We start from the raw sequence: 9,846 nt of genomic DNA on the forward strand, positions 1-9,846 counted from the left end.
GATGGACGGACGCGAGCGACCTGGCCGGCAGCTTTTTTGTTTTGACCTAACACGCAATCGACGGTGCCGATCCCAGGCGGCGCCCAACCGGAGACGACGATGACGAAACGGATCGGAACTGGCGCGTCCCTCGAGGACTTCACCCGCCGCGATGTCCTGGCCAGCAGCGCATTGACCGCCGCGCTGTTCACCGCCGCACTGCTGCTCTTTCCCGTCGGCGCCAAGACGGACGGCAAGGAGCCGGCAGTGATCGCGCACAGCGAGGTTTCGACCGGCACGCCGATGGCCCGTCGCTGACAATCGCGAACGAATAGACAAGAGCGGCGCCTCCCACGCCGCAAACCGGAGCCGACATGACTGCAATTCTCCCAGCCGCGCCCAGCCAGGAACCCAGGCAGGCGCTCGTGATGTCCACCATCGCCTTCACCGTCTGCTTCGCGGTGTGGACGATCTTCTCCATCATCGGCGTGCGCATAAAGCAGGAGCTTGGGCTGAGCGAGACGGAGTTCGGCCTGCTCATCGGCACGCCGATCCTCACCGGTTCGCTCGTGCGCATGCTGCTCGGCGTCTGGACCGATCGCTATGGCGGGCGGCTGGTCTACACCGCCGTCATGCTTTCGGCGGCGGTCGCGACCCTACTGCTCTCTTTTGCGCATACTTATGAGCAGATGCTGATCGCCGCGCTTGGCGTCGGTCTCGCCGGCGGCTCCTTCGCCGTCGGCGTCGCCTATGTCTCGCGCTTCTTCCCCGCCGGCAGGCAGGGCACGGCGCTCGGCATCTTCGGTGTCGGCAATGTCGGCGCCGCGGTCACCAAGTTCCTGGCGCCGCTCGTGCTGCTCGCCTGGGGCTGGCAGACGGTGGCGCAAATCTGGGCGGCGGCGCTCGTCGTCATGGCCGTCGCCTTCTGGTTTACCACCGGCGACGATCCGGTCATCCGCGAGCGCCGTGCCGGCAGGGCGGCAGCGCCGAGAAGCTTCTGGCAGGAATTCGCGCCGCTGAAGAACCTGCAGGTGTGGCGCTTCGCCTTCTACTATTTCTTCGTCTTCGGCGCGTTCGTGGCGCTGTCGCTGTGGCTGCCGCGCTACCTGATCGGCGTCTATGGTTTCAACATCGCCACCGCCGGCATGATTGGGGCCGCCTATTCGATCCCGGCGAGCATCTTCCGCGCCTATGGCGGCGTGCTATCCGACCGCATCGGAGCCCGCACCGTGCTCTACTGGACCTTCACGGTCTGTGCCGTGGCGACGCTCGTTCTGTCTCTCCCCTCGGCAGACTACGTCGTGCGCGGCATCAGCGGGCCGATCGCCTTCCATTTCGAGATCGGCCCGCTCGCCTTCATCGCCGTCGCCTGCGTGCTCGGCTTCCTCATGAGCCTCGGCAAGGCCGCGGTCTACAAGCACATCCCTGTCTGCTACCCGAAGAATGTCGGCGCCGTCGGCGGCATGGTCGGCATGATCGGCGGGCTCGGCGGCTTCGTCCTGCCGATCGCTTTCGGCGCGCTCAACGATCTCACCGGCGTCTGGTCGAGCTGCTTCATGCTGCTCTTCGTCATCGTCGTCGGCTGCCTTGCCTGGATGCACCTCAGCATCCGCCGCATGGAGCGCGCCTCGATGGCCGAGACGCCAGCCCTTTCCTACGCGGCCGAGTGAAACCGGAACGGATCAGCAATATGACCGAGAAACTCGTCATCATCGGCAACGGCATGGCCCCCGGGCGCATGCTGGAGCATCTCCTGGAAAAGGCGCCGGATCGCTACCAGGTCACCATCTTCAACGCCGAGCCGCGCGTGAACTACGACCGCATCATGCTGTCGCCGGTCCTGTCGGGCGAGAAGGCCTATGAAGAGATCATCATCCACGGCGACGGCTGGTACATCAAGCACGGCATCACGCTCTACAAGGGCCACAGAATAGTCGCCATCGACCGCGCGGCGAAGACCGTCACCTCCGATCATGGCGTGACGGAACCCTACGACAAGCTGGTGATCGCCACCGGCTCGGTGCCGTTCATCATCCCGGTGCCGGGCAACAACCTGCCGGGCGTGCTGACCTATCGCGATCTCGACGACGTGCAGGCCATGATGCTTGCCGCCCAGTCGCGGGCCAAGGCCGTGGTCATCGGCGGTGGCCTGCTCGGACTGGAAGCCGCGGCCGGCCTGCAGGCGCAAGGCATGGACGTCACCGTGCTGCACGTCATGCCGACGCTGATGGAGCGTCAGCTCGATCCTGCCGCCGGCTATCTCTTGCAGCGCGCCGTGGAGGAGCGCGGCATCAAGGTGATCACCAAGGCCAACACCCAGGCCATTACCGGCAACGGCAGGGTCGAGCAGGTCGAGCTTGCCGACGGCACGATTATCCCGGCGACGCTGGTTGTCATGGCGGTCGGCATCCGGCCGAACGCGGCGCTGGCCAAGGAGGCGGGCATCGCCGTCAATCGCGGCATAGTCGTCGATGCCGGCATGCGCAGCAACGACCCCGACATCTTCGCGCTCGGCGAATGCGCCGAGGTCAACGGCATGGTTTACGGTCTGGTGGCGCCGCTCTACGAGATGGCGCGCGTCGCCGCCAGCCAGCTTGCCGGCGACGAGACGGCCGCCTTCGTGCATTCCGACACGCCGACCAAGCTCAAGGTCACCGGCATCGAGCTGTTCTCGCTCGGCGACTTCGCCGATGGCGACGACCGCCAGGAGATCGTGCTGCGCGATGCCTCGGCCGGCGTCTACAAGCGCCTGGTGCTGAAGGACGACCGCATCATTGGCACCGTGCTCTATGGGGAGACCGCCGATGGCGCCTGGTTCAACGACCTGAAGAAGAAGCAGACCGATATTTCGGAGATGCGCGACACGCTTATCTTCGGCCAGTCATACCAGGGGGGTGCCCCCCTGGACCCTATGGCGGCCGTTGCAGCCTTGCCGGATGATGCGGAAATCTGCGGCTGCAACGGCGTCTGCAAGGGCAAGATCATCGGTGCGATCACCGGCAAGGGCCTGACCTCGCTCGACGATGTCCGGGCGCATACCAAGGCGTCGGCTTCCTGCGGCTCTTGCACGGGGCTGGTCGAGAAGCTGATGGTGCTGACCCTCGGCGACACGTACAACCCGGCCGCCGTGCAGCCGATGTGCTCCTGCACCGCGCTCGGCCACGACGAGGTGCGCCGGCTGATCAAGGCCAAGGGACTGAAGACCATTCCGGCGGTGATGCAGGAGCTGGAGTGGAAGACCTCCTGCGGCTGCGCCAAATGCCGGCCGGCGCTCAACTACTATCTCGTCTGCGACTGGCCGGACGAATATGCCGATGACTACCAGTCGCGCTTCATCAACGAGCGTGTCCACGCCAACATCCAGAAGGACGGCACCTATTCGGTGGTGCCGCGCATGTGGGGCGGCGTCACCAGCGCCTCCGAACTGCGCGCCATCGCCGACGTCGTCGACAAGTTCGAGATCCCGATGGTCAAGGTCACCGGCGGCCAGCGCATCGATATGCTAGGCATCCGCAAGGAGGACTTGCCGGCGGTGTGGGCCGATCTCGGCCAGGCCGGTTTCGTCTCAGGCCATGCCTACGCCAAGGGCCTGCGCACGGTGAAGACCTGCGTCGGCTCCGACTGGTGCCGCTTCGGCACGCAGGATTCGACCGGCTTGGGCATCCGCATCGAGAAGTTCATGTGGGGCTCGTGGACGCCGGCCAAGGTGAAGATGGCGGTGTCGGGCTGTCCGCGAAACTGCGCCGAGGCGACCTGCAAGGATGTCGGCGTCATCTGCGTCGACAGTGGCTACGAGATCCATTTCGCCGGGGCGGCCGGCCTCGACATCAAAGGCACCGAGGTGCTCGGCCTGGTCAGGACCGAGGACGAGGCGCTGGAGCATATCGTGGCGCTGACGCAGATGTATCGCGAGCAGGCCCGCTATCTCGAGCGCATCTACAAATGGGCCAAGCGCGTCGGCATCGAGGAGATCAAGCGCCAGATCATGGACGACGGCGAAAAGCGCAGGGCTTACTACGAGCGCTTCGTCTTCTCCCAGAAATTCGCCCAGGTCGACCCGTGGTCGGAACGCGTTTCTGGCAAGGACAAGCACGAATTCCGGCCGATGGCCTCGGTCGGGTTTGCGGAGGCGGCGGAATGATGGAGATGCTTGCGAATAGGATGTCGGTATCCGGTCGTACCAACCCCCTCTGGCCTGCCGGCCATCTCCCCCTCAAGTGGGGAGATCAGCAGCTTCGGCCTTGGCGCCCTTCCTCCAACCTTGGCGATTGGCGAAAGCAAGGCGGCTTGGGAATCTCCCCCCTTGAGGGGGAGATGGCCGGCAGGCCAGAAGGGGTCGGATCAACCAGGCTCGACTTGCAGCAAAAGGCCCTCACTCAATGACCTGGATCGCTATAGGCACCATCACCGACATCCCCCGCCGTGGCGCGCGCTGCGTTGCCACCCCGCAAGGCAAGATCGCCGTCTTCCGCACCGCCGACGACGAGGTCTTCGCCATCGAGGATCATTGCCCGCACAAGGGCGGACCGCTGAGCCAAGGCATCGTCCATGGCGCCGCGGTGACGTGCCCGCTGCACAATTGGGTGATCTCGCTCGAGACCGGCAAGGCGCTCGGTGCCGACGAGGGCTCGGTGCGCACCATCCCGGTGAAGCGGGAAGGCGAGCGCCTGTTCCTGGCGCTGGAAGCGCTGGCCAGCCGCGCGGCCTGACCCCATGGAGATCGACGAAGCGCGCGAGGTGAGGACCACCTGCCCCTATTGCGGGGTGGGCTGCGGCGTGCTGGCGAGGGTCGTCGCGGACGGTGAAGTCACCTTCCGCGGCGACCCCGATCATCCTGCGAATTTCGGCCGGCTCTGCTCGAAGGGTTCGGCGCTCGCCGAGACCATCGACCTCGATGGCCGGCTGCTCCATCCCGAAATCGGCGGCCGCCGCGCCGGTTGGGACGAGGCGCTCGACCTCGTCGCCTCGACCTTCTCGCAGACCATCGCCGAGCACGGTCCGGACGCGGTCGCTTTTTATGTGTCAGGCCAACTGCTGACCGAGGACTACTACGTCGCCAACAAGCTGATGAAGGGCTTTGTCGGCTCGGCCAACATCGATACCAATTCGCGGCTCTGCATGGCTTCCTCGGTCGCCGGCCACCGCCGCGCCTTCGGCTCCGACACGGTGCCGGGTTGCTACGAGGATCTGGAGCTAGCCGATCTCATCGTGCTGGTCGGCTCCAATCTCGCCTGGTGCCATCCCGTGCTCTACCAGCGCATCGCGGCGGCGCGCGAGAAGCGGCCCGGGATGAAGATCGTGCTGGTCGATCCGCGCCGCACCATGACATCAGATATCGCCGACCAGCATCTGGCGATCGCGCCGGATGGCGACACCGCGCTGTTTTCCGGTGTCCTTGCCCATCTCGCGAAGAACGATGCGCTCGACCGCGCTTATATTGCCGAACATACCTCAGGCTTCGAGGAGACGCTGGCGGCCATCGCATCGCTCGATCTCGCCGGCATTGCCACCGCCACGGGTTTGAGCCCGGACGAGCTTTCGCACTTCTACGCGTTGTTCGCGGCAACGGAAAAAACCGTCACCGTCTACAGCCAGGGCGTCAACCAGTCCTCGCAAGGCACCGACAAGGTCAACGCCATCATCAACTGCCATCTCGCCACCGGCCGCATCGGCAAGCCCGGGGCAGGGCCGTTCTCGGTCACCGGCCAGCCCAACGCCATGGGCGGCCGCGAGGTCGGCGGCCTCGCCAACATGCTCGCCGCCCATATGGAGATCGAAAACCCCTCGCACAGAGCCCGCGTGCGCCGTTTCTGGAATGCGCCGGCAATGGCCGCGAACCCTGGCCTGAAGGCCGTCGACATGTTCAGGGCGGTGGCCGACGGACGCATCAAGGCGCTCTGGATCATGGCCACCAACCCGGTCGATTCGATGCCGGACGCCGATGCGGTGGAAGCCGCGATCAAGGCCTGCCCGTTTGTGGTGGTTTCCGACGTGCTGGCGAGCACCGATACCGTCCGCCATGCCCATGTGTCGCTGCCCGCCACGGCCTGGGGCGAGAAGGACGGCACCGTCACCAATTCCGAACGCCGCATCTCGCGCCAGCGCGCCTTCCTGCCGGCGCCCGGTGAGGCGAGGCCGGACTGGTGGATCGTTGCCGAGGTGGCGAAGCGGATGGGATTTGCCGAGGCGTTTGCGCATGCCGGGCCGGGCGAGATCTTCGCCGAGCACGCCGCGCTGTCGGGTTATGAAAATGATGGCGCGCGGGATTTTGATATCGGCGCTTATGCCGGGATCAATGCTGAGGGCTATGAGGATTTGGCGCCATTCCAATGGCCAGCACCGGCCTTATCCTCTCCCTTGAGGGGAGGGTCGGAGAGCGCGTTGAGCGGAGCGAGACAAGCGAGCCGGAGAGGGGTCGGAGGTGAAGTCTCAGTCTCTGCCAACGAGGCCGAGACTGTCGCAGGCGACCCCCTCTGGCCTGCCGGCCATCTCCCCCTCAAGGAGGGAGATCAGCCCGCACCTCGACCTTCGCCAATCTCCAAAGTCGGAGAGTGGGCGCAGTCCGCAGTGCCGCTAGTCTCCCCCCTTGAGGGGGAGATGGCCGGCAGGCCAGAGGGGGTCGGTACGACTGGGCGCCAGCCCATTCGCTTCTTCGCCGACGGCAACTTCTACACGCCCGACCGCAAGGCCCGCTTCATCCCGATCCGCGTCTCAACCGACACCCGCACCACGCCCGACTACCCGCTGATCCTCAACACCGGCCGCATCCGCGACCACTGGCACACGATGACGCGCACCGGCAAAAGCCCGCGTCTTTCCCAGCACATCGCCGAGCCCTTCGTCGAAATCCATCCGGCCGATGCACAGCACCATGGCATCGGCGACGCCGACATCGTGCGCCTATCCAGCCCGCGCGGCGCCGTCCTGGTTCGCGCATTGATCACGACCCGCCAGCGCCGCGGCAGCGTCTTCGCGCCGATGCACTGGACCGACCAGTTCGCGGCCAAGGGACGTCTCGACGCCCTGACCGCGGCGCTCGCCGACCCTGTTTCCGGCCAGCCGGCGCTGAAGCATGTCGCGGTGCGCATCGAGAAATTCGCCGCCAGAGCCTTCGGCTTCGCCGTGATGCGAGAACGCCCCGAGGTCATCGCCGCCGACTATTGGGCGGTGGCCCGCTGCAAGGGCGGCTGGCGGGTGGAGCTCGCTTTTGCCGACGAAAACATCGACTGGCCAGATTTTGCCCAGTCATTGTTCGTGTCGCCTGAGGCCGAGCTGCTCGCCTATCACGACCGCGACGCCGGCCAGCACCGCATCGCCGCCTTTGAAGGCGAGCGCCTTGCCGGCGCCCTGTTCGTCGCACCCGGCCCGGTCGCTGTCTCACGCGGCTGGGCGGCCGAGCAGCTCGAAACCGCCCACGCCGGCCAGCGCGAGCGCTTCCGCATTGTCGCCGGCCGCGCCGGCGCCGACCGGCCGGATATCGGCGCGATCGTCTGCTCCTGCTTCGGCATCGGCGCCAACCAGATCGCGGCGGCTGTGGGGGCTGGCTGCTCGACCGTCGGGGCCGTTGGCGAAGCGCTCAAGGCCGGCACCAATTGCGGCTCCTGCCGCGCCGAAATTCGCGCCATCATCGGAGCGGGCAGGGTGCAGGCGGCGGAGTAGCGTGCGGGGCGGCCCGGCTTGGCGCCCAGCTCCTTGATATGCTTTCGATGGGCGTTGGTTAGCCTGCATCGGCCATCTGCAACGACGCCCGCTGCAACCAAAAGCTAACTGAAAAATAAACATTCGATGGAAGGATGGCAACTCCGCCGACAGTATCGGCGAGCCGGCAACGGTTGGTACTGGCCATGGAAATGGAAAGGACTGCGTTGTGTCGATCCTCGAGAGAAGTTTATCTGCACTTGATCGGATCCTGATTGTTCTGGTCATTTCGGCAATCGGCATGCTGCCGGCATTCGCCATGGAACCGGCCAAATATCCGGATCCCCCCGATACCGTTGCTTTCAATGTCGAGAAGAACGGCGAATCGATCCCGGTCACGCTGCGACAGCTGGAAAAGCTCGGCCTTTACAGCGTTTCCACCCCAAGTCCCTTTGAAAAAGGGCAACTTGTGTTTCAGGGCGTTCTGTTCCGGGATGTGGTCAAGCTGGTCGGATTGGAGGGTGAATCGTCAGTCGTCCTGCGGGCGGTGGACGACTATGTGCAGGTAATCCCGAAGGAAGACTGGATCGAAGGTCCCCTGCTTCTTGCCACTCGCCAGGACGGCAAGCTGTTGACGCGGCGCACGCAAGGTCCCACGCGGCTGATCTACCCTCTCGATGACTATCCAGCCTTCGATACGCCAGTTCGCAAACCTCGATGGATCTGGCTGATAAAAACGATGGCCCCTGGCAATTGAACCTCCGCCTTACGTCCAGCCATGTGGTCTAGAAGCAAAGCCTGGCGGCTACCTGTAACCTACGTAGCCGCGGCTGCATCGGCAGCCGTCTGCTCAGCTATCTTGATCGCGGTGCTGTTCACGAGCGTCAGCAAGATAGAGAGCGCGATGCCGCGTTTCGGCTTCTTCGCCATTCGCGAGTTCCACATTGCGATACGCGACGTGACGCATCTGCGGGATATGGTTTCACTTGCCCAGCTGGCCGGCGGTTCGCCTGAAAGTCTTGAGCAATTGGCGGCCGCAAACGATCTGGTCTACATCCGTTTCGAGCGGATCGACGGCGGCGACACGATTAGCGAAATCCCTGCCTACGCCGGTATCGTGCCGCAGGTCAATGACGCTGTGAAGCGGATCGATGCCATCCTTGCGGCCGGCTTGCCTTTCGATGAAAACAGCCTGAAAGAACTGGGAATTGAGCTCGACCAGATCGTCGCTCGCATGAACGACGAATACTACAAATATGGGGAAGAAGTTAACGTCGATCTTTATGCGGCCGAGAAGAACCTCAACAGGTTCAACTACCAGATTGCCTTTGCCTTGACGGTATTGTCGGCGCTTGCGATCGGAACCGCCGTGCTGCTCATCGGCCGACGGGAAACCATCAGCAAGCTCGAATTTCTCGCTTGGCGCGATGCGACGACCGAGTTGAAGAATCGCGCCTGGATGTCCGCCAACAGGGACGGGCTGCTGGAGCGGGCAAGGCTGGCCGGCAAGCCGCTCCGGCTGTTCCTGATCGACCTGGATCACTTCAAGAGCGTCAACGACACGTTCGGTCATCACATTGGCGATCTGCTGCTGAAGGCCGTTGCCGAGACCTTGCAGTCGGTCGAACGGCCAGGCGAAGTGGCCGCCGTCCGCCTGGGAGGAGACGAGTTCGCCGTCATGGCGATCGGGCATTCGGACGATCTCGGCCATCGTCTGCGCGAGCAGCTGAACCGGTTTGCCGATCTGGACGGTCACCAGGTGCGCATCGGCGCCAGCATCGGCATGGCGTCTTTCCCGGATCATGGCTCGGATATCTCCACCTTGTTGCGCAACGCCGACAGCGCGCTCTATGCCGCGAAGGCGGAAGGACGGTCCGGCTTTGTGACGTTCTCGCCTGCTATCCTCAGCCAGATTGATGCGCAGCTGGGCGAGGAGGCGGCGATCAAGCAAGCGCTGAACGCCGATGAGTATTTCTTGGTTTGGCAGCCACAGTTCGAATTGGCGACGGGGCGTATGATCGGCGCCGAAGCCCTGGTCCGATGGCGCGACCGCGTTTCGGGAACGGTGCGCCTGCCTGACTCATTCATTCCGACCGCGGAACGGAGTGATTTGATCCTGGAAATCGACAAGATCGTGCTGAGCAAGGCCTGCGCGCAGGCAGTGCAGTGGATGTCGATTTCCAGGATCAAATCACTCCGTTCCGCGGTCGGAATGAATGAGTCAGGCAG

7 protein-coding genes are annotated in these 9,846 nt (G+C 64.4%); all 7 read left to right on the plus strand.

Features of this window, described 5'->3' with window-relative positions; translation table 11 throughout:
• The first annotated feature begins 99 nt into the window (after positions 1 to 99).
• Complete coding sequence (locus EN742_RS12865) at positions 100 to 297, plus strand: hypothetical protein (protein ID WP_128332880.1); 198 nt, start codon at positions 100 to 102, stop codon at positions 295 to 297.
• 56 nt (positions 298 to 353) lie between these two features.
• Positions 354 to 1,649 carry a nitrate/nitrite transporter gene (locus EN742_RS12870; RefSeq protein WP_128332881.1) on the plus strand — a complete coding sequence of 432 codons (1,296 nt, stop codon included), beginning with the start codon at positions 354 to 356 and terminating at the stop codon, positions 1,647 to 1,649.
• A 20-nt stretch (positions 1,650 to 1,669) separates the two neighbouring features.
• Positions 1,670 to 4,120, plus strand: coding sequence for a nitrite reductase large subunit NirB (gene nirB, locus EN742_RS12875; protein ID WP_128332882.1), 2,451 nt, complete (start codon positions 1,670 to 1,672; stop codon positions 4,118 to 4,120).
• A gap of 238 nt (positions 4,121 to 4,358) precedes the next feature.
• Positions 4,359 to 4,688 carry a nitrite reductase small subunit NirD gene (gene nirD / locus EN742_RS12880; RefSeq protein WP_127407253.1) on the plus strand — a complete coding sequence of 110 codons (330 nt, stop codon included), beginning with the start codon at positions 4,359 to 4,361 and terminating at the stop codon, positions 4,686 to 4,688.
• Positions 4,689 to 4,692: 4 nt separating this feature from the next.
• Entirely contained in the window at positions 4,693 to 7,638 is a 2,946-nt protein-coding gene (locus tag EN742_RS12885; RefSeq protein ID WP_128332883.1) for a nitrate reductase, read from the plus strand.
• A gap of 208 nt (positions 7,639 to 7,846) precedes the next feature.
• Positions 7,847 to 8,374: a molybdopterin-dependent oxidoreductase gene (locus EN742_RS12890; RefSeq protein ID WP_127407718.1), complete on the plus strand. Its 528-nt coding sequence runs from the start codon at positions 7,847 to 7,849 to the stop codon at positions 8,372 to 8,374.
• A gap of 111 nt (positions 8,375 to 8,485) precedes the next feature.
• On the plus strand, positions 8,486 to 9,846 hold a 1,361-nt coding region (locus EN742_RS12895; protein ID WP_245492309.1), incomplete at its 3' end, for a diguanylate cyclase.

This window comes from Mesorhizobium sp. M4A.F.Ca.ET.020.02.1.1 (assembly GCF_004022645.1).
GTDB lineage: Bacteria > Pseudomonadota > Alphaproteobacteria > Rhizobiales > Rhizobiaceae > Mesorhizobium.